Source organism: Fusobacteriaceae bacterium (genome assembly GCA_031272775.1).
Lineage (GTDB): Bacteria > Fusobacteriota > Fusobacteriia > Fusobacteriales > Fusobacteriaceae > JAISST01.
The window spans coordinates 48111-68054 of the sequence record JAISTB010000005.1 but is presented as its reverse complement, the minus strand read 5'-3'; the positions used below and the strand labels follow the sequence as shown (position 1 = coordinate 68054).

The 19944-nt window shown below is 53.7% G+C and carries 12 protein-coding genes; 8 read left to right on the top strand and 4 right to left on the bottom strand.

Annotated elements, in window-relative coordinates:
• Nucleotides 1-13: 13 nt before the first annotated feature.
• The 4 genes from LBQ97_01225 to LBQ97_01210 form a co-directional block, all read right to left on the bottom strand.
• Complete coding sequence (locus tag LBQ97_01225) at nucleotides 14-730, bottom strand: diacylglycerol kinase (GenBank protein ID MDR1831337.1); 717 nt, start codon at nucleotides 728-730, stop codon at nucleotides 14-16.
• Between the two features lie 11 nt (nucleotides 731-741).
• Nucleotides 742-1236 (bottom strand): rRNA maturation RNase YbeY, encoded by a 495-nt coding sequence (ybeY, locus tag LBQ97_01220; protein ID MDR1831336.1) that lies wholly within the window; start codon nucleotides 1234-1236, stop codon nucleotides 742-744.
• Nucleotides 1233-3332 (bottom strand): HDIG domain-containing protein, encoded by a 2100-nt coding sequence (locus LBQ97_01215; GenBank protein MDR1831335.1) that lies wholly within the window; start codon nucleotides 3330-3332, stop codon nucleotides 1233-1235. Before LBQ97_01215 ends, ybeY begins: the two co-directional genes overlap by 4 nt.
• Before the next feature lie 72 nt (nucleotides 3333-3404).
• Nucleotides 3405-5867 (bottom strand): DEAD/DEAH box helicase, encoded by a 2463-nt coding sequence (locus LBQ97_01210; protein ID MDR1831334.1) that lies wholly within the window; start codon nucleotides 5865-5867, stop codon nucleotides 3405-3407.
• Nucleotides 5868-6059: 192 nt separating this feature from the next.
• Here LBQ97_01210 and smc point away from each other — a divergent pair, with 192 nt between their 5' ends.
• The 8 genes from smc to LBQ97_01170 all read left to right on the top strand — a co-directional run bounded on the left by smc (nucleotide 6060) and on the right by LBQ97_01170 (nucleotide 19775).
• A complete protein-coding gene (gene smc, locus LBQ97_01205) occupies nucleotides 6060-9749 on the top strand; it encodes a chromosome segregation protein SMC (protein MDR1831333.1) in 3690 nt (1229 codons plus the stop codon).
• A 31-nt stretch (nucleotides 9750-9780) separates the two neighbouring features.
• Nucleotides 9781-10785: a tetraacyldisaccharide 4'-kinase gene (gene lpxK, locus LBQ97_01200; protein ID MDR1831332.1), complete on the top strand. Its 1005-nt coding sequence runs from the start codon at nucleotides 9781-9783 to the stop codon at nucleotides 10783-10785.
• A 4-nt stretch (nucleotides 10786-10789) separates the two neighbouring features.
• Entirely contained in the window at nucleotides 10790-11698 is a 909-nt protein-coding gene (locus LBQ97_01195; protein MDR1831331.1) for a hypothetical protein, read from the top strand.
• On the top strand, nucleotides 11695-12261 hold the full coding sequence (gene nadD, locus LBQ97_01190; GenBank protein ID MDR1831330.1) for a nicotinate (nicotinamide) nucleotide adenylyltransferase: 567 nt from the start codon (nucleotides 11695-11697) through the stop codon (nucleotides 12259-12261). The genes LBQ97_01195 and nadD overlap by 4 nt, the downstream gene beginning before the upstream one ends.
• Nucleotides 12262-12438: 177 nt before the next feature.
• A complete protein-coding gene (gene ppdK, locus LBQ97_01185) occupies nucleotides 12439-15060 on the top strand; it encodes a pyruvate, phosphate dikinase (GenBank protein MDR1831329.1) in 2622 nt (873 codons plus the stop codon).
• Nucleotides 15061-15156: 96 nt separating this feature from the next.
• Nucleotides 15157-17130 (top strand): fructose-1,6-bisphosphatase, encoded by a 1974-nt coding sequence (locus LBQ97_01180; GenBank protein MDR1831328.1) that lies wholly within the window; start codon nucleotides 15157-15159, stop codon nucleotides 17128-17130.
• A 185-nt stretch (nucleotides 17131-17315) separates the two neighbouring features.
• Nucleotides 17316-18485: a helix-turn-helix domain-containing protein gene (locus tag LBQ97_01175; protein MDR1831327.1), complete on the top strand. Its 1170-nt coding sequence runs from the start codon at nucleotides 17316-17318 to the stop codon at nucleotides 18483-18485.
• Nucleotides 18486-18530: 45 nt separating this feature from the next.
• The gene (locus LBQ97_01170; protein ID MDR1831326.1) at nucleotides 18531-19775 is read left to right on the top strand and encodes a hypothetical protein; all 1245 of its coding nucleotides are present in this window, start codon (nucleotides 18531-18533) and stop codon (nucleotides 19773-19775) included.
• Nucleotides 19776-19944: the final 169 nt, after the last annotated feature.

Sequence of the window (19944 nt, the reverse complement as noted above, 5' to 3'; positions counted from 1 at the left end):
CCGGAACGTTGTTCTATCGGATAAACAAGCGTAGCAGCGCGTAAGTCACAATCCAGCCGAGGAAGGCCCCCAGGACTGTTTCCAAAAGCGTGTGGATCCGTCCTTCCACCCGGGACTGCATGATGAGGATCAACATCAGAAAGGCCAAAACCACGACCTTGGTATTTTTCGTCACAACGGAAATTATCGTAAAAAGCGAAGCGGCCAGAGCGCTGTGCCCGCTGGGAATCCCGCCTTTTAGAGGCGTTCCTTTTTTGAAGATGAGCTTCAGCGCGATCACCAGGGCCATGAGGACCGCGATGATCAGCATAAAAAGTGCGGGGCTCGAGTTCCGGATCCGTGAGAGATTCTTCGCGACCTGAAACTCCAGCGTCCGTCCGAAGACCATAAATCCTACGAGCAGCGCGTTGACCGCGGCCACGAGAACAGCCCCCGAAGCCACGTCCTTGGCCCGCTTGGCCAGGGGATCAATTTCTTCGGTCACGAGATCGACGACGGTCTCCACGGCCGTATTGAAGAGCTCCGCCACCCACACCAGGGCGATGCTGACGCTGAGGGCAAAGAGCTCCGTCCGGGTCAAATTCAAAAACAGGCACACCACGATCACGAGTATCGTGCAAAAACAGTGGAATTTCATGTGATATTCCGTTCGGATCGCGTCGATAATCCCCATGATTGCCGTGTTGATGCCCTCGATATAGGAATGCTTGCGCCAGTTCTTGTCCCCCATGGTTCTCCTCATTACGCTTTTTTCATGCCTTCTACGGGTTCGTCCCGGGTATAGCCGAATGCGCCCAACAGCTCCTCTTCCTTTTCCCGCATGCGCTTTTTGTCGTCTTCCGTCATATGGTCATAGCCCAAAAGGTGCAAAATTCCGTGAGTGATCACATAATAGAGCTCGCGCTTTTCGCTGTGCCCGTAATCGGCGGCCTGAGCCGCCACCCGCTCGAGGGAAACCACGATATCCCCCAGCGTGTCGTAGGGGCCGACGTCGAAATCCCCTGTCTCATGGTAGGCGAAGGAAATGACGTCCGTGGGGGCGTCCTTGTCCCGGTATTCCCGGTTGATGACGCGGATGGCCTCGTCGCTTGTCAAAAGAAGTGACAGGTAGACGGGCTTTTCAGAGGGGTATTCCCTCGCCAGCACGCGGCTCACGTAGTCCCGTATGTCCTTTTCGTTCGACGGAATGTCAAAATCGATAATATCGGTATTTATTTCAATCACGGATTTACTCATGCTTTGTGCTCCAGGGCTTTCGGCGCTTCCTGACCGGGATATTTCACGCGCTCATGGTGTATGCCCGCAAGGGATTTGATAAAGGAGGCGATGATGACCTCAATGTCCTTGAACGTGAGGAATGTGTCCTCAAGCTGATTCTCTTCTATTTTTGTCCGGATAATCGCCCGGATCATGGTTTCCATGGATTTGGGCGTCTTGTCGTCAAGGGAGCGGACCGCGGCCTCTATGGCGTCGGCCAGCAAAATGATCCCCGCTTCCCGGCTGCGGGGCCTCGGTCCCGGATAGCGGAAATCCTCTTCGGAGACGTTGGGGTCGATGGTCTTGGCTTTGTTGTAAAAATAGGCGATCAGGGTCGTGCCGTGATGCTCGAGCATGATGTTGCGGATCTCCAGTGGAATTCCGGCCTCCCGCCCCATTTCCACGCCGTCTTTCGTGTGGTTGGCGATGATGAGCTTACTCATAAAGGGTGAAATGTCGTCGTGGGGATTGGATTCCCCTTCGCGGTTTTCCGTGAAAAATTTCGGACGCTTCGTCTTTCCGATGTCGTGGTAATAGCAGGCCACCCGGGCGAAGATGTGGTTCAGATTGAGGGCCATGGCCGCCTTTTCGGCAAGAGTTGCGACCATCATGGAATGGCTGAAGGTCCCCGGCGCTTCCACCGAGAGTTTTTTCAGGAGCGGATGGGAGAGATCGCCCAATTCCAGGAGCTTGAAGACCGTGAGGATATTGAACGTCCGCTCGAAGTAGGGCAAAAGCGCGACGGCCAGCGTTCCCGACACGAGTCCCGCGATCAGGAGCTCCGCCCCGAAGAGCATCAGGTAGGAGCTGTCGATTTTCAAAAGCAGCGTCAGGATAAAAAACAAAAATACGCGGAACATGGCGGATTTGACGCCGGTCGAGATGATGCTGGCCCTTGTGGTCACGTCCCGCATCATGTAGCAGGTCAGCGGAAAGGACACCGCGTAAATAAAGAAATACAGCAGATTGTATTCGGCCAGGGGCAGCATGTAGATCAGCATAAAGGGAAACATGACTTTGGAAAAGCGCTCTTTCGTAATGAGTACCAGCAAAAACAGCCCCGTATCGATGGGCAGCCCGTAGAGGTATTTGTCCCCGAAAATTCTCGCGGCCAGAAAGACCACGATCAGGATCAGAAATGTACTCCGGTATTTGCCCTTGTCGAGGATCTCCTCCCGGAATTGTGTGAACAGCAGCATGTAAAAGACAACGGACACGAGGACCAGATAGAGGATATTGCCGGCGAAATAAAAGATCCCCTTCCGGAGCGAATAAATATTGGCGCTCTCAAGGATACGGATCTTTTTTTCGGTCAACATCTCCCCGGTCTTGACCAATAGCGTCCCCGCCTTGATCTCAAGATACTGGTCCTGGATCTGGGACACTTTGTCGTAGATTTTGCGCTTGGTTTTTTCGGCGTCGTATTTGTAGTTGGCCACGAGAAACAAGTCCACGAGACGGCGTTGCAACACGGGAAAAGCGGCCAATTCCGCCATAGCCTCCTTGCTCATCCGGGTTTCCACCGTATCGAGGTAAACCCCTTCGTCAAAGACCCGGGTCAGGAAATCCTCCGTGGATTTCTGCAGCGCTTCCAGATCGTTATCCGGCATGGCCACAAGGGATTTGATAATATCTTCCGGGATGCTCTTCCCGATTTTTTTCTCGAAGTCCTTCATATGGACCTCGGGCAAAACCCGCGTCTTTACTTCCCGGATCTCGGTAAAAAAGTCGTGAAAATAAGAAAGATACAGCCCCTTGGCCTCGCCCGAGTACACATACTCTCTGCCCGAAGCCTTGATCATGTCGTCGATGATCTTTTCCTTGGCCTCGTCGTCGCGAAATACGATGTTTTTTTGCGCGTAGATGTCCGTTTCGGCGATTTGCCCGACTTTGTAGCTTTTGTTGTGGTAGATCAGGAAAATTTTCGAGCTCAGTACAAAAATAACCATGATCAAAATCAGGTACAGGATCTTCTCCCGCATGGTGGACGCGGGGGAATAGCGATTGAGGTCGTTTTTCATGTTCTTTTTAATGTCGAGGGAAATCCTGATCCCGAACAGGTTGATGGTTTTCATGGGGCCTCCCTTGTTTGCGTTGACAGCTTATCTTAAGGTTATATCACATTTTCCGGAATAATACAAGCGCTTTCAGAACAGAACGCCGATATCATTTAAAATATCGAGTTTGGACGCCACCAGCGTATTCCTCGTGGGAATGGACTCAAGGAAGTAATGCCCGTAGCGCTTGTGAATCACGCGGTTGTCCAGGATCGTAATGATCCCCCGGTCGCTTTTGCTCCGTATCAGGCGCCCGATCCCCTGCTTGAATTTGATCACGGCCTCGGGAACCTGGTAATTGAGGAAGGAATTTCGTCCCTGGGACTCGATATGCTCGATAATGGCCTCGGTCACGGGATCGTTGGGGACCTTAAAGGGGAGTTTGACGATGATCACGGAACTCAGCTGGCTCCCCTTGATGTCGACGCCTTCCCAGAAGGAGTCCGTGCCGAAAAGAACGGGATTTTTGCTCTGGAGAAACATGTTGAGAAGCTTCGTCCGGGGGGCCATGCCGTGGATAAAAAGATCGAGCCCCAGCGTCTCCAGATCGTCCCGTATCATGTAATAGACATAGTTCAAGAGCTTGTAGGACGTAAAGAGCACGAAGGTCTTCCCCATGGACTTTGTCAGAAGACCCTTCAGATATTCGGAAATTTCTCCGGCGAAGGCGGCGCTGTTGGGCTCGTGCACGTCGTGGGGCACATAGACCTTCATTTGCCGGTCATAGTCAAAGGGTGACGCGATGGCCTTGTCGATGGTCTGCTCATCGCTTAGGCCCAGAGAGCCCTTGAAATAGGCGAAGCTCCTGCCGATGGCGATGGTCGCAGACGTAAAGATAATCTGCCGCAGATGGAGATACAGGTGCTGTTTGAGTTCCTGGTCGATTTTGAGCGGCGTGGCCAAAAGCTTCGCGTTGCTTTTCTTGCTGTTGACCTCAATCCAGTAGATATAGTTTTCGTCCTCGAAGGCGTTGACGAATTTGAGCGTATTGAAAAAGGCGTCGAGCCGTTTCAGGTACTTGACAAAGTCCAAAACCGTCCCCTCGGGATCGGGATCGTCCTCCAGGGGCGTCACGAGGCGCATGACTTTTTTGCTGTAGGCGAGATATTCTTTGGAAAATTCCTCTCGGTAAAAGGCCATCCGCTCGAGAAAACGGTTCATGCCGATCTCTTCTTTTTTGATCCGGAACGTGAAGGTCCCTTCCTGACCCTTGGAGAAGCTGTCGATGATGTAGTTGAAATACTCCCTTCCGGCGGTAAGAAGCGTCCTGTGGGCCTTCCTGACGTCGTCGAGGTCTTTGAGCAGCTCGTCCTTATCTTCAGTTGCCGAGGTACGCAGATAGTGATAGAGATTTTCCAGCATGCCCTGCTTTTTCCGCTTGCCCTCGAAGGCGTAAATATAGTTCATGACTTTGGTAAAGCCGTATTTGGAAATTTCCAGGGAAAAATAATCCCGGGCTACCTTTTCGACGTTGTGGGCCTCGTCAAAGACCGCCAGCCCGTAGTCGGGAATGATCGCGAAATCCGTCTGAAAGCCTGTTTCCTTGCGGATCGCCAGATCGGAAAAAAACATGTGGTGGTTCGTGATCAGAATGTCGGCCTGCCGCTTTTCATTCCGCGAGCGCATAAAGAAACATTCATCCCGGAAGCGGCATTTGTTCCCGGCGCAGACGTCGGTTTCACTGGAAAAATGCTCCCAGATCGTCCCGTCCACCTCAAAGGCCAGCTCCGAACGGTCTCCGGTCAGGGTCGAAGCGCCCCATTTGAGGATCTCTTTGATCTGGACGCTCTGCTCGTGGCTGAAATCGGAGACGTCTATATTTTCCCCCACGGCGGCCTTGCTGTATTTCCGGTTGCAGAGATAATTGCCCCGGCCCTTGACGAGGAGGTATTTGAAGTCCTCCCCGATGATCTTCTTGACGATCGGAATGTCCTTGTTGAGGAGCTGTTCCTGGAGATTGATGGTGTTCGTGCTGATGACGGCCCGTTTTTTGTTGAGCTTGGCCCATTTGATGACCGGGATCAGATAAGCGAGGGTCTTTCCGGTGCCGGTCCCCGCCTCGACGATAATTTTCGTCTCACTGTTCAGCCCCTCTTCGATGTGAAGCGCCATTTCCAGCTGCTCTTTGCGGTATTCAAAATCGGGGAAGGTCCTGAGGAGAATCCCGTCTTCCGCAAAAAAATGTCCGATATCGATGGGGACATTCTTGTCGGTCAGAAGTTCCGTGATCACATAGAGCTCCGTGACGTCGTTATTGATGATATAGGCGGCGCCGGCCATGGCGTTGGCGTAGACCGAGGCGATTTCCGTATCGGCGTCCGAAGGGTAGAGATAACCCGAGGGATGGTTGTGGAGGATGACCTCGCCCTTCCGCATGATCTTCAAAATGGCGGGGACGGATCCCCGATTGCCCCGGGCGAGCACCTGGGCCTTCATGACGATCCCCCGGTCGTCGGGGATCCCGCGGAAGAACACTTCGTTGCCGCCCGCTTCGGCTATGGCGTTTTTCATCAATTCACAGGCTTCGGGGTGAATTCTTTCTTCAGCTTTCATCTGCTTTCCGGTCCTTTTTCCGCTCCCCGCGGTTTTTTTACAACAAAAATATTTCCCGTCGACGGGTTTCCCTATCCTATGATACATCATTTTTCCGAAAAGGTCAAAGATAAAAAAAATATGGCGGAAAAATTAAATAACGCTTTCAAAAACCGCAAAAAAATAGTATAATGTACTTGCCTGAAACAACTGATGATTTCCGACGGGAGCCGGACGAACCGGCGCTCCTCGGTTTTGTTGCGTATCTATACTCATTCGCAGGGTGATGTCATGTATCTAAAGGCCATAGAAATCTATGGGTTCAAATCTTTCGGAGAACGGAAATATATTGAATTTGACAAGGGGATCACCTCCATCATAGGCCCCAATGGCAGCGGCAAATCCAATATCCTCGACGCGGTTCTCTGGGTCCTGGGGGAACAGTCTTACAAGACGATTCGGGCGAAAGAAAGCTCGGACGTCATCTTTTCCGGCGGAAAAGAGATCAAAAATGTAAATTACGCCGAAGTTTCCCTGACCCTCGACAATCTCGACCGTTACTTTGACTACGACAGCGACGACATCAAGGTCACCCGCAAGCTGAGCCACAAAAAAGGCGCTCTGGAGAATGAATATTTCATCAACGACAGGCGGGTCCGGCTCAAGGACATCAACAACATGTTCCTCGATACGGGGATCGGCAAATCCGCCTATTCCGTAATCGGGCAGGGCAAGGTCGAGCGCATCATCAATTCCCAACCCAAAGAAATCAAGAGCATTATCGAAGAAGCGGCGGGCACGAAAAAGCTCATCAGCAATAAACAGGACACCGAGAAAAAACTCGAGAGCTTTGACCGGAGCCTCGAGGATCTTGATCTCATTTTGAATGAAAAGCAGGCCAACCGGGATAAAACGGAAAAGCAGGCCAAAGAGGCCGTGAAATTTGTGGAGATCCGGGACGCCCGGAATCAGCTCGCCAAAGGCATTTACCTGACGGAGCAGACGCTCCGGACCGGGCAGCTTGAAGCGGAAAAACTGAAAAAAATCAAGGCCGAAGACGAAAAAAAGCTCCTTGAAGCGTCCATCGCCGCTCTGGTGGCGAGACAGGAAGCCATCAAGGCCGAAAAAGAAGAAATCGACCGGCGCATGGAGGAGCTCGACGCCCAAAACAAGGATCTGAGCGACGCCATTTCGCAAAAGAAGAGCGAACGGGACGTCAACGGCGAGAAAATCAACGGTTGCGGAAGCGCCATTGATCAGCTCAAACGGAGAATCGAATATACCGGAGACCGCGTCGCCGAAAAAAAGCAACAGCTGGCCGATACAGAAGCCGGACGGCTGGCCGACGAAAAGGAAGTGGCCGCCGCCGAAAGCGAAAACACAAAAAAAGACGCGGAACTCGAGGCCTTGAGAAAGGAAAAGAACGAGCTCCAGAGCGTATATGACGCCAAGAATACGAAAATCCAGAACTATGAAATGGATCAGCACCGGCGGGATATCGAGGCGCAGGAACAGGGCAGCCGGATAACGAACGAAAAAAACGCCGTCGCCGCCCGGAAAAAGGAACTGGTCCAGTGGGAAAAGGACATCACCAAGGCCAGAAGCGAAAAGATCGGCAAGGAAGCCGAAATCTCCGTCAAGGAAAAACTCCTTGACGAAAAGAAGGAACAGGAAACCCTGCTCTCGACGGAATCCGATGAAAAGAGCAGAAAACATTCGGCGCTGGGCCGGAAAATCGAACAGGATACGATGCAGTACAACACGGACAGCCAGCGGCTCAGTACCCTGATCACGGCGGAAGAGCAAAACGAAGGCTACAGCGAAGCGGTAAAAGAAGTGTTGGGCAGCGAGATCAAAGGCATCGCCGGGACCTTCGCCTCCCTCGTGGACATCCCCGAGCGCTATGAGCGGGCGGTCACGGCGGGCGCAGGCGGCAACCTGCAGGACATCATCGTCGAGACCGGCGACGCGGCCAAGGAATGTATCGAGATGCTGAAGCTCCGGAAAGCCGGACGGGCCTCGTTCCTTCCCCTCGATACGATCAAAACCGGCGGCAAAAAAACCTTCCAATCGAGCCTTACGGGAGTCATCGGCATCGCCGCGGACCTCGTCGCCGTGGACAAAAAATACGAAAAGGCCGCGGAATTTGTCCTGGGCAACATGCTCGTGGTCGAAAACATGGACACGGGCCTTGTCATCGTGAAAAAGGGACTCTTCGGCGGAAGCGTCGTGACGCTTTCCGGCGAGCTTTTGAGCGCCCGGGGAAGAATTACCGGCGGCGTTTCCAAAAAAGGCGGCGCCAATGTCCTGCTGTCGAGAAGGCGTGAGATCGGCGAATTGACCGAAAAAACCGAGGCGCTCAAGATCGTCATCGAAAAGGACAGAAGAGAATACGCGCAACTGGGTCGGGATATCGAAGAAATCGAGAATAGCGGCGAAGCGCTGGGGAAGGCCATCAAAGACCTCGAGGACAATCTGAATGAAATCCGGGAAGACCTGGTGACCGCCGGCGCGGCCGTAGACGCCCTGGAACGGAACGGCAACGTGATCAAGGCCGAAATCGAGCTTTCGGAAAAAACCATCGCCGAGTATGAACGCCGGATCGGCGAAACCCGCGACGAATGGGAAAAACTTCAGGACCTCAAGGCGACCCTGCAGGCGGAGCTTGTCGAAGACGACAAGGCCCTGACGAAAATCAACGCGAAGATCGGGGAAAAGGAAAAAGAAAACGAAACGGTTCGGATTCGCTATATGAATCTCAAAAATCGGATCGAACTGGCCTTGAAAACTGAAGCGGACATCCAAAACGAGATCCTCACCTTTGAGACGGAAATCGAAAACGACCGGAAGGACATTGAGCGAAACGAAGCGCTGATCGTCGAATTCAAAGAGGCCATCGAAAAACTGGTCGGCGATATCAAAGACCTTGAGGCGCAGTACGACGAGCGGACCGGCGGCGCCGGAGATCTCCGGGCGGCCGACAAAAAACTGGACGAAGAGCGGGAAAAAATCAACGACAAACGGCTCTCCGAGCAGGAAGAGTTTGGCAAGCGGGAAAACGAAATCGCCTTTGCCGAAAAAAACATCGAAAAATACAGTCAGGACCTGCTGACGCTGGAAGAGGAACTGAAACCGCTGGAGCAGGTTACGCCGAAAGAAATCCCCGACGGGGAGCTGACGGCCTCCAGAGAGGAATTCAAGCGCCTGGACGGCAGACTCAGAAGCTTAGGCGACGTTAATGTGCTCGCCATTGATGAATTTGAAGAACTGCAAAAGACCGTGGCCGAGCTCAAACGCCAGAAAGACGATATGGTCAACGGAAAGGCAAAAGTTCAGGAAATGAAGAGCGAAATCGAGGGGAATATCCGGGAGTTGTTCTATCAGGCCTATGACGCGATCAACGCCAATTTCTCCGTGATGTGCGCCGAGACCCTCAACAATTCGGACGGAAAGCTCGACGTCATTGATGCCGACAATTTTGACGAGTGCGGCATCGACATTTCGGTCAAATACAAAAACAAAAAACGCCTGCCCCTGTCTCTGCTCTCGGGCGGCGAAAAATCCATGGTCGCCATTGCCTTTGTGATCGCGATCTTCATGTACAAACCCAGTCCCTTCGCCTTCCTCGACGAGATCGAATCGGCCCTCGACGAGACGAATACGATGAAACTTTTGAAGAAGCTCAAGGAATTTACCGAAAAATCCCAGTTCATCCTGATCACCCACAACAAGACGACCATGACCCAATCGGACGGCATCATCGGCGTGACCATGAACAAGGAGATCGGCGTGACGGAAATCCCCGGCGTCAATCTGCGGGAGCGACTCAACGAATTCCTCAGGGAAAACAAGGGAACCGCCGTGTCGGCCAAAGAGGCCCAGGCGGCCATGAAGAAGAAATAGGGCCGCCCAAAGAAAGAAAAAGAGGAACTTCATGAAGTTTTTATCTTATGTGTATTATTTGATCACCACCTGCCGGAATTTTTTGTATGACGTAGGGCTCCTGCCGGTCCGGAGCGTCGCCGGCGTCGAGATCATCTGCATCGGGAACATCACCGTGGGCGGGACCGGAAAGACGCCCGCCGTCCAGTATTATACGAAGCGCCTGCGCAAAATGGGGCGCAGCGTCGCCGTCATTTCCCGGGGCTACCGGGGCAAACGGAAACGGGAGCCGCTCCTGGTCAGCGACGGCGTCATGATCTTTTCCACGGCCCTCGAAAGCGGCGACGAACCCTATATGCACGCCCTCAACCTCAATGTGCCGGTTATAGTCAGCGCAAACCGCTACCGGGGTTGTCTCTTCGCGAAAAAGCATTTCGGCGTCGATACGATTATCCTTGACGACGGCTTTCAGCACAGAAAGCTCAAACGGGACCGGGACATCGTCTTGGTGGACGCCACGAACCCTTTCGGCTACCGGGAACTGCTGCCCAAGGGACGGCTCCGGGAGAATTTTCGAAAAGCCATGCCCCGGGCCAGCGAATTTATTATCACCAAATCGGATCTCGCCAGCGAAAAGGAAGTGGAGACGGTCAGGCGCTTCCTGAAATTCCGGGAAAACAAGGCCGTATCCCTCGCCAAGCACGGCGTCGTCGCCTTGTGCGACGTCTACGGAAACCCGAAGCCCCTGTTCTGGATCAAAGACAAGCGGATCCTGTTGTTTTCGGGACTGGCCAATCCCCTCAATTTCGAGAAAACCGTGATTTCCCTGAATCCATCCTATATTGAACGAATCGACTTTCTCGATCATCACAATCTGAAACCCCGGGACCTCAACATGATCCAGAAACGGGCCGAAAGCATACGGGCGGCCTTCATCCTGACGACGGAAAAGGACCTCGTCAAGATGCCCGAGGGCATACAGATTGAAAATCTCCTCGTCCTCAAGATCGAATTTACCATGATTGAGGATAATTCCTTGAAACCGGTCGGAGCGTAAAGCCATGAAGAATAGAAAAAAAATCTTGAAAGAGCCCGCTTTCCGGGAACGGGCGGCCCTTGCGGCCGGGCGCGACAAACGCCTCCAGGCGATCATCGGGAACCGGGATGAAGCGGCCGTCGGGAAAATGCTGCGGGAAGGCGGGAAGACAGCCCTGTTGCGTGAATTTGCCGCTTATCTCGACAGACGCAGCTGGTTTTCCTGGGATCCCAAGGGCGCCGTCACAAGGAAAGCGTTTCATTACGCCTTCCCTGTTTTTTCGTTATTGGATGAGGAAAAACTTTTGACGGCCGCGCTCTTTGCGGAGGCCGATCCCGCGGAAAAAGCCGCGATCTCCAAGATTGACCGGCTATCGGGGCTGGACGGCGGGATCGTTCACGACCGCTTCTGCAAGACCATGGCCCGGGGCGATCTCGTCTACGCGAGACGCTTCGGGAAAGAGCTGTATTTACGGGATAAGGCGCTGTTTTTTGAAACGCTGGCGAGATTTGCCCTGACGGGCCGGATCAAGAGTCTCAAGGCCCTCTGGGTAGTGGCGATGATCAATTTTCCCGCGGACTTTGACCGCAAAGGAGACTTTGACGACGCCCTCTTTCATCTCTCGCTGAGCTATCCCGTCAAATACCGGGATGATTTTTACGATCCCGGTGAGCTGACCGACGGGAGATTTTCCCCGCGAGAGCTTTGGGAAAAGACCGCGGGCGACGGGGACCTCCCTCCCCGGGGCAGGCTGGCCTTGGCGGCGTATCTTCTTTTGGTAAAACGCTACGTGCCCGATGAAGCGGCTTTTCTCCGGATCGCAAACTTTGAGTACGACAATATTTGTCGTAGTATCGGAAATAAAGAAGATGAAAATCCCTTTGTCGCGCCCCTTTTCGAGAAAATCACAAAACTGTGGGAGGAGAGCCCATGAATATCGGGATTTACGGCGGGCTCTTTGATCCGGTCCATCTGGGGCACGAGGCCGTGGTCTCCTGGGTTATGCCCCGTTACGCGCTGCAAAAGCTCTTCGTCGTCCCCGTAGGCGTGCCTTCCCACCGGGCGGAGGGCGCCGCTTCCGCCGAAGACCGGCTCGCCATGTGCCGCCTGGCCTTTGCCGGCATGCCTGACGTGATCGTTTCCGATATGGAGGTCCGGGACCCCGAACCGGCCTATACGTATGACACCCTGCGCAACTTCCGCAAACTCTGCGGGGAGGCGCATCAATACTATGAGATCATCGGGGAGGATTCCCTCGCGTATTTCGACCAATGGAAAAATTACCGCGGGATTCTGGCTTTGAGCCGCGTCATTGTCCTCAAGCGGGCGGGGTACAGGGGCCTCTTGCGCCACGAAAACATCCTTCAGGCCGACAGTCCGGATTTTCCCCTTTCGTCCACTGAAGTGCGGGCGGCGATCCGTGAAGGCAGGGATATCGGGCAAATGGTTTCTCCGGAAGTTGCGGCCTATATCGGGCAATATGGCCTTTATAAATAAAAAAACTGACAATTGCTTTTATCCGGAATTTGTATTATAATATAGAAGCCCCACTCCGTCTTCGTTCCTTTGTATACAGGGGGCCGGAGCGCGGCGGGGCCGACGGCTGCAAGGGCAAAGTATGACAAGTTTACAACATTTCAGAACGATAAAGATCAGGAGGTTTTAAGGAAAAACATGAAAAGAGTGTACGCATTTAAAGAAGGCAACGCGGGAATGAAAAATCTGCTGGGCGGCAAAGGGGCGAATCTTGCCGAGATGACCAATCTGGGCCTGCCCATTCCCCCGGGATTCACCGTGACCACAGAGGCCTGTACGGACTACTACACCGACGGGCTCAAAATATCCGACGACATCAAGAATCAGATTTTTTCTTACTTGAAGGACTTGGAAGCCGTCAACGGGAAAAAATTCGGCGACATGGACGATCCGCTGCTCGTTTCCGTCCGCTCGGGCGCCCGGGTTTCCATGCCCGGCATGATGGATACGATCCTCAATCTGGGACTCAACGACAAATCGGTGGAAGGCTTCGCGAAAAAGACCGGCAACCCGAGATTCGCCTATGACTCCTACCGGCGCTTTATCCAGATGTTCTCCGACGTCGTCATGGGCGTGGAAAAGAAATTGTTCGAGGGCATCATCGACGAAGTCAAAGAAGCCAAAGGCGCCAAATACGACACGGACCTCACGGCCGACGACCTGAAAGAACTGATCGCCAGATACAAGGTGCTGTACAAGGAAAAAATCGGCTCCGACTTCCCCCAGGATCCCGTTGAGCAGTTGATGGCCGCCGTGCGCGCGGTATTTTCTTCCTGGGACAACCCGCGGGCCGTCGTGTACCGCCGGATGAACGACATCCCCGGCGACTGGGGCACCGCCGTCAACGTCCAGACCATGGTATTCGGCAATATGGGCAACACGTCCGGAACGGGCGTGGCCTTTACGCGGAATCCCTCGACCGGCGAAAAGAAAATCTACGGCGAATATCTGATCAACGCCCAGGGCGAAGACGTCGTGGCCGGTATCCGGACCCCCCAGCCCATCACAAAGCTGCAGGAAGACCTGCCCGAGTGCTACAAGGAATTTATGCGGATCGCCAATACGCTCGAAGAGCATTACCGCGACATGCAGGACATGGAATTTACGATCCAGGAAGGAAAACTCTACTTCCTCCAGACGAGAAACGGCAAGCGCACGGCCCACGCCGCGCTTCAGATCGCCTGCGACCTTGTCGACGAGGGGAAAATCACGATTGAGGAAGCGGTCACGAGAATCGAGGCCAGATCCCTCGATCAGCTGCTCCATCCGACCTTTGACCAGGCGGAGTTGAAGAAAGCGAAGGAAATCGGCTCTGCCCTTCCGGCCTCTCCGGGAGCGGCGGCCGGTAAAGTCTACTTCACCGCCGAAGACGCCAAACGGGTCGGCGGAAAAGGGGAGCGGGTCGTTTTGGTGAGACTGGAGACCTCTCCCGAAGATATCGAAGGCATGAACGCCGCGCAGGGCATCCTGACGGCCCGGGGCGGCATGACGTCCCACGCGGCCGTTGTGGCCCGGGGCATGGGCACCGCCTGTGTGGCCGGTTGCGGCGACATCAAGATCAAAGAAGAGGAAAAATACTTTGAACTGGGCGGCGCCAAAGTCAAAGAAGGGGATTACATTTCCCTCGACGGATCCACGGGCAAAATTTACCTCGGCGACGTCAAGACCGTAGACGCGGCCATAGGCGGCAATTTCGGCCGGATCATGGAATGGGCCGACAAATTCCGGACGCTCAAGATCCGGACAAACGCCGACACGCCCCGGGATACCATAAACGCCGTGAAATTAGGCGCCGAAGGGATCGGCCTCTGCCGGACCGAGCACATGTTCTTCGACGAAAAGCGGATCCACAAGATGCGCCAGATGATCCTTTCCGATACCAAGGAAGCCCGGGAGAAAGCCCTCAACGAGCTGCTGCCCTTCCAGAAGGCCGACTTCAAAGCCATGTACGAAGCCCTCGGCGACAGACCCATGACCGTCCGCTATCTCGATCCCCCGCTGCATGAATTCCTGCCGCAGCTGGACGAGGAAATCGCGGCGCTGGCCAAAGACATGGGCCTCACGACCGAACAGGTCAAGGAAAAATGCGTGGAACTCCACGAATTCAATCCCATGATGGGACACCGGGGCTGCCGGCTTTCGGTGACCTATCCCGAAATCACCGTAATGCAGACGAAAGCAGTCATGGAAGCGGCCATTGAGGTCAAAAACGAAAAGGGCTACAACATCGTGCCCGAAATCATGATTCCGCTCATTACCGACAAAAAAGAACTCAAATATATCAAAGACACCGTTATCGAAGTGGCCGAGCAGGTCAAGAAGGACAAGAAGTCCGACATTACCTATATGATCGGCACCATGATTGAAACGCCTCGGGCGGCCATCCTCGGCGACCAGATCGCCGAAGAAGCCGAATTCTTCTCCTTCGGGACAAACGACCTGACCCAGTATACCTTCGGCTTCTCCCGGGACGACGCGGGGAAGTTCCTCGACGCCTATTACAAGGCCAAGATCTACGAATCGGATCCCTTTGCCCGGGTGGACCAGGTGGGCGTCGGCAGACTGATCGAAGGCGCCGTGAAAGGCGGCAGGGCCACAAGACCCAACCTCAAGATCGGCGTTTGCGGCGAGCACGGCGGCGATCCCAGCTCCGTGGAATTTTTCCACAAAGCGGGCCTTGACTACGTGTCCTGCTCCCCCTTCCGCGTGCCCATCGCGAGACTGGCGGCGGCTCAGGCGGCGTTGAAATTCAACAAATAACACAGCGTATACCGGTATGCGGGCGTGGATTCCACGCCCGTATTTTCCCATAAGCAAAAAACCTAAAAAGCAGGTGATCATGTGGCTGAAACAATCATGAACGAAAGAACACAGGCCCAATCGGACAGCGAGCTCAAATACTTGCGCTTGCTCGCGGCCCGGTTCAAGAACATCGGGGAGACCACGACGGAAATCATCAACTTGCAGGCGATCCTCAATCTGCCCAAGGGAACGGAACATTTTCTCACGGATATCCACGGGGAATTCGAGGCCTTTGACCATGTGATCCGCAACGGATCGGGCGCCGTCAAGGAAAAAATCAAGGACATTTTCGGCGATACCATCGGCGACTTCGAAAAAACCGAGCTCGCCACGGTGATTTATTATCCCCGGGAAAAAATCGATCTGCTGAGTCAGGGCGGCCGGAACATCGACATGTGGTACAAAAGCGTCATGCACCGGCTCATCGAGGTTTGCAGCGTCGTCTCGTCCAAGTACACGAGCTCCAAGGTCAAAAAGGCCATGCCGCCCGATTTCCAGTACATTTTGCAGGAGCTGATCTATGAGCGCAAAGACCTCGTCAACCGGCGCGAATACGTGGAGAGCATTATCGATACGATCATCTCCATCGGTCGGGCCCGTTCCTTTGTCGTGGCTATTTCTCGGCTGATCCAGCATCTGATTATCGACAAGCTCCATATCGTAGGCGACATCTATGACCGGGGACCGCTCCCCCATTTGATCATGGATCTCCTGGAGCGCTACCACGACGCGGACATCCAGTGGGGCAATCACGATATGCTCTGGATGGGGGCCGCCATCGGCAACCGGGCCTGCATCGCCAATGTGGTCCGGATCTGCGCGCGCTATTCCAACAACGACATCCTCGATGAGGCCTACGGCATCAATCTGCTGCCTTTGGCGACCTTTGCCATGGATACCTACGGCAACGACCCCTGCGTCCGGTTCATGCCCAAAGAGGGCGAAAAAAGCAAGTTCATGGCGCGTATTCACAAGGCTATATCCGTGATCCAGTTCAAACTTGAGGGGCAACTGATCGGGCAGTATCCCGAGTGGCAGATGGATGACAGGGACTGCCTGTCCCGGCTCAATTACAAGGATTGGACGCTCAACGTGGACGGCGTCGACTATCCCCTGAACGACAAAAATTTCCCCACCGTGGATCCCGAAGATCCGCTGCGCCTCACGGAGCGCGAAGAGGAAATCATGACGAAGCTCCAGAAATTTTTCCTGCGCTCGGAAAAATTGCAGCGCCACGTGGAGTTCCTGATCACGAAGGGGAGCATGTATTTATGCTACAACAACAATCTCCTGTATCATGGCTGCATCCCGCTCAGGGAATACGGGACCTTCCAGGACGTGGACGTCTTCGGGAAAAAAATCAAGGGAAAAAAATATCTGGACGAACTGGACAAGATCGTTCGCACGGCCTATCTGTCCAGGGAAAATCCCGCGCGGAATCAAAAGTATATTGATTTTATCTGGTATCTCTGGTGCGGACCGTACTCGCCGCTTTTCGGAAAGCACGCCATGAAGACCTTTGAGCGCTATTTCATCGACGACAAGGCGACCCATACGGAGATGAAAAATCCATATTACAGCCTTTACGACAAGGAAGACATCTGCGATATGATTCTTGAGGAATTCGGCCTCAATCCCACGATCTCCCACATCATCAACGGCCATGTGCCGGTGAAGGTGAAAAAGGGCGAGGTGCCCATCAAGGCCGGCGGAAAACTTTTCATCATCGACGGCGGATTTTCCAAGGCCTACCAGAAGGAAACCGGCATCGCGGGCTATACGCTGATTTCCAATTCCTGGGGCTTGAAACTGGTGTCCCACGAGCCCTTTGAATCGAGAGAAAAGGCCATCGTCGAAGGCAAAGACATCCTGTCTTCGTCCCGGATCGTCGAAGACGTCAAGAACCGTACCCGAGTACGGGATACCGATATCGGAAGGGAACTCCAGCGGCAGGTCAACGATCTGAAAAAGCTTCTCAACGCGTACAAAAAAGGAATTATCAAGGAACGCTACAAAAAAACATATTGATCAAAGAATATATTGAAAACTTATTTCTGTTGTAGACAAAGCGGAAGATTTGTGCTATTATATGGGTAATTTAAAGCCATGCGATTGAAAATATTACAAGCTTAAATAAACACCTGCGTATGATTCATTCACCATGGGGCAAATATCTTTTCAATATACCATTAAATCTATATTTGGAGGTTCCATTGAAAATCAGAAAAATCTTAGGTGAAAACGTAAAAAAGTACAGACAGGAAAAGGGGATCACACAAAAAGAACTGGCGAAAAAAGTAAAATACAGCGGAGTGGGAAACAGCATAGCCGGAATCGAAGCGGGACGCAACGGCATGTCCCTGGACAAACTGGAGGAATTCGCGAAGGTCTTTGATTTGCCTGTGGCGAAGCTCCTTGAGGAGACAGGCGGCAAGGGCGGAAAGGCAGTGAAGGCCGCGAAGGCGGCCGAACCGAAAAAAGCGAAAATCAAACTGAGCAGGGCGCAAAAGGTGGAGTTTGCGGATTTCAAGCGAATCGCCCATGTGTTTTTACGGGTGTCGCTGCCGCCCCGGAGCAGGAAGAAAGACGTCCTTGAGGACATCCTGCTGAACTTTTACGCGGAAGCAAAAGACCTGCGGCCCGCTCAAAAAGCCCCCAGGGCTGAAAAAGCGGTTAAAGTAACGAAAGCGGCCAAAGCCGCGAAGCCCGCAAAAGCAGCAAAACCCGCAAAGCCCGTAAAAGCAGCGAAAGCCGTGAAGGCGGCCAAAGCCGTAAAAGCGGCGCCAGCGACCAAAGCGGTCAAAGCAGCCAAGGCAGAAAAAGCGGTTAAAGTAACGAAGGCAGTGAAGGCGGAAAAGCCCGTAAAAGAGACGAAAACCGTCAAAAAGGCCAAAGCCGTGAAGGCCGTCAAAGCGGAAAAACCTGTCAAAGCGGCAAAGGCGGTCAAGGCCGCAAAAGCCGTCAAAGCGGTTAAAGCAGTCAAAGCCCCGGCGGAAGCGAAGGTCGTAAAAACCCGGAAACGGAAAAGCGCGGCCCTGCCCGAAGTCGTGGCCAATGAAGCCGTAACGCCGGTTGCGCCCGTAAAGAAACGGCCCGGCAGAAAACCCAAAGTTGCCGAAGCCCCCAAAGCCGAAACGGCGGCGCCGAAAAAGCGCGGCGGCAGAAGAGTAAAGGCGGCGGAAGCCGTGCCCGTTGAAATCGTCACGACGGAAGAAATCCTCGTCGACGCGGTTCCCGTGGCGGATCTCCCGGTAGCGGAAATTTCCGTAACGGAAATCCCCGCTGCGGCGGAAATCGTCCTTGAAACGGCGGCGGAAGGCGCGGATACGCCCCCGGCGGAAACCCCGAAACCCAAAGGAAGACGCGGCAAGAAAGCGGAGTAAAATGATAAGACCAAGGTAGACCTGAATCCTCAGGTCTGCTTTTTCATGAGGAAGCGTGAGATTGTGATTACCGAAGGGGAATTCCTGCTATTGAGCATCCTGGCCTATTGTGACTTCGCGCCTGAGGACTACGGAAAAAATCTGGCGGAGCTTTTCCGCGCGGACAAAAAAAACCGACTCAGCTGCAACGTATTCGTGATCAGCGACGCCGCCTACAGAGAGATTTTTCTCGAGACCTTTTCGGAAGTTTTACGGGAATGGTCGGTCTTTTACGTCGACAACCGCAGCGCCCGCCGCAATATCATCAAGAACAGCGGCTTTTACGCGGTCGTTTTCCGGAAGGGGGACGAATACGCGCTGGCGTACCGGGGGAGCGAGAGTTCTTCCCTCGAGGAAGTCTACAAAGACTTTGTGGTGGCCGACGTGGCCATCAGCATAGGGGCCATTTCCCGGCAGTTGCTGGAGGGCGTGGAGGTCTTCCGGCGGCTCGTGGAGGAATTTCATCTGGATCCCCAAGCCATCGCGCTCTGCGGACATTCGCTGGGCGGGGGAATCGTGCAGTTCGCGGCGATCAACGCCGACCGGCTCTACGGACGGACGCCCCTTTGCCATACGTTCAACGCCGTCGGCATCAAGCGGCAGCGTCCGGCTGTCCTGGGAAAATACCTGAAGGATTTTCCGGACAAGAGCGATTACGAAGAAAATATCCGGAACTACGGAAACTCAAAGGATCTGACCTTTTCGGCCTTCAATCATATCGGAAGCCGCTATCTCGTCGATCTGGGACTGAAAAAGGATGTGTTTCGCAGACGCTCGCTGGCGGAAGGCTTCCGGATCTTAGACATCCGCTTTTCGCGGCTGCACCGGGAAGACTCCTTTATGCCATTTATTCCGTGGCGCGGCAAATACGCGGGGAGAATCCTCAAACGTCTTGACCCGTCTTTTGTCGCAAGCGCCCTCCGAAAGCTCCTCCATCAAAAAAACGCGGCCCGGGAGCTTTTGGTCGCGTATTTTTCCCTGAGCGAACTGACGCCGGAAAATTTCCCGCGGATCAAGGAGCTGATCCTGACGGAACTCCGGAAACGGGAGGTCGAATTTATCTACCGGGATCTCGCGGCGTCGGAACTCGAAGCGGGCGATTACGCCTTTTACCGCAAAATCTGGCAGGAGGCGATCCAAAAACTCGTCAGCCCCTACAAGAGTCTCGATTTTTTCGATGTGTATATCCACGAGGAGCACAAAAATATTTTCAAGCGCCTCATAACGCCGATTCCTCCCCAACGGGAATGATCACGGCGCCTCTTAAACTCTCGTTCAAATTCCGGCAATACCTCATACTTCATCCGAATAGCTCCTGTTGGCCGTATCAGCGGTCCTGTAGAATACCGCAAAATACAGCAGCTTATAAATTACGGTCTGCCTCGTCACGCCTAATTTTTCAGCTATACTCCTTTTGCGC

Bases quoted from the DNA above. Each gene is read 5' to 3' on its own strand.
- LBQ97_01225 (MDR1831337.1), bottom strand. From the start codon at position 730: ATGGGGGACAAGAACTGGCGCAAGCATTCCTATATCGAGGGCATCAAC.
- ybeY (MDR1831336.1), bottom strand. From the start codon at position 1,236: ATGAGTAAATCCGTGATTGAAATAAATACCGATATTATCGATTTTGAC.
- LBQ97_01215 (MDR1831335.1), bottom strand. From the start codon at position 3,332: ATGAAAACCATCAACCTGTTCGGGATCAGGATTTCCCTCGACATTAAA.
- LBQ97_01210 (MDR1831334.1), bottom strand. From the start codon at position 5,867: ATGAAAGCTGAAGAAAGAATTCACCCCGAAGCCTGTGAATTGATGAAA.
- smc (MDR1831333.1), top strand. From the start codon at position 6,060: ATGATTTCCGACGGGAGCCGGACGAACCGGCGCTCCTCGGTTTTGTTG.
- lpxK (MDR1831332.1), top strand. From the start codon at position 9,781: ATGAAGTTTTTATCTTATGTGTATTATTTGATCACCACCTGCCGGAAT.
- LBQ97_01195 (MDR1831331.1), top strand. From the start codon at position 10,790: ATGAAGAATAGAAAAAAAATCTTGAAAGAGCCCGCTTTCCGGGAACGG.
- nadD (MDR1831330.1), top strand. From the start codon at position 11,695: ATGAATATCGGGATTTACGGCGGGCTCTTTGATCCGGTCCATCTGGGG.
- ppdK (MDR1831329.1), top strand. From the start codon at position 12,439: ATGAAAAGAGTGTACGCATTTAAAGAAGGCAACGCGGGAATGAAAAAT.
- LBQ97_01180 (MDR1831328.1), top strand. From the start codon at position 15,157: ATGAACGAAAGAACACAGGCCCAATCGGACAGCGAGCTCAAATACTTG.
- LBQ97_01170 (MDR1831326.1), top strand. From the start codon at position 18,531: ATGAGGAAGCGTGAGATTGTGATTACCGAAGGGGAATTCCTGCTATTG.